Raw genomic sequence first — 1,206 nt, forward strand, 5'->3', positions numbered from 1 at the left:
AAGCTCATCATCGGCATGGAGCCAACCGGCCATTACTGGTTTAACCTGGCCAACTGGTTAGCAGATAAGGAATTACATGTGGTTATGGTTAACCCTGCTACGACCAAGAGAAACAAAGAAAACCGGGATAACAGTCCATCAAAAAATGATCCCAAAGATGCTCTTGTCATCGCAGACTCTGTCAGCCTTGGCTTCTACTACGAGTACACGCGTCAATCGGTTGTGTTTCAACGATTACGGACCATAATGAGTGATCGCGAATTCTGGGTGTCGAACAGTGTACGCCTGCAGAATCGAATCATACGTTGGCTGGACATTCGCTTTCCTGAGTATCCATCCGTATTCAAAGATTGGACCTGTAAGCGATCATTGGCGACCCTCAAGACATTCCCTTGCCCACAGGATTTGGAGAAGTATGCAGTACCGGATGTAATCCATGCTTGGTGAACCCATATGCAGCGCGCGGAAGGTTCTACGGGGATGGAGAAGGCTGCACAGCTCATCGCTCATGCTAAACGCAGTGTCGGAGATCGAACCGCGGTAGATGAATCGAAGGCAGATTTAATACGGCTACTTGAAGAATATGAACGCGTTACCAGCATGCTTGAACAGATTGAAAAGGACATCGAAGCCCTGCTTTCTGAGATTCCAATGGCACAGCAGCTTCGCACCATAAAAGGTCTCGGGAAGATCTTCACCGCGGCCATACTAGCAGGCACAGGAGATTTAAGACAGTATGCGCATGGACGTCAGGTATTACGAAAGGCTGGCCTGAATTTGGCTGAAAGTACGTCAGGAAAGCGAAAAGGACGAATTGTTCTTTCGAAACGAGGAGACTCCGCCTTGCGAAAATATCTCTATCTCGCGACGGTTCAGCTCGTTTGGAATAACCCCGTATTCCGCCATCTGCATGAGCATAATGTGAAAGAAAAGAAAATGAAAAAGCAACAATCCATATTTAAGTTAATAGGAAAGCTGGCAAGAATTCTAGTTGGTATTGTTCAACGAGGAGAAAAGTTCACGCCAGAAAAAACCGTACTTGCCTGGGCAGAAGCAGCTTAAGTTAAATCACGTATATTGACTCATTCGCAGGATTTCACAAAGAAAGCACGGAGGACCGAGTTCGTCACCCAAAAGGGCTCAGACCCATCCGCTAAACGCTATCGGTCTCCACACCTTGGACAGGTATAACGAAGGAATGTAAGG

The 1,206-nt window shown here is 47.0% G+C and carries 2 protein-coding genes; both read left to right on the plus strand.

What is annotated here, in order from left to right:
* Positions 1-447 (plus strand): IS110 family transposase (locus HI950_RS36320; protein WP_223285703.1); only part of this gene is annotated, 447 nt, incomplete at its 5' end.
* 33 nt (positions 448-480) lie between these two features.
* Complete coding sequence (locus HI950_RS36325) at positions 481-1,062, plus strand: transposase (protein WP_223285704.1); 582 nt, start codon at positions 481-483, stop codon at positions 1,060-1,062.
* Positions 1,063-1,206: the final 144 nt, after the last annotated feature.

Source organism: Paenibacillus sp. PL91, from assembly GCF_012935325.2.
Taxonomy (GTDB): Bacteria; Bacillota; Bacilli; order Paenibacillales; family Paenibacillaceae; genus Pristimantibacillus.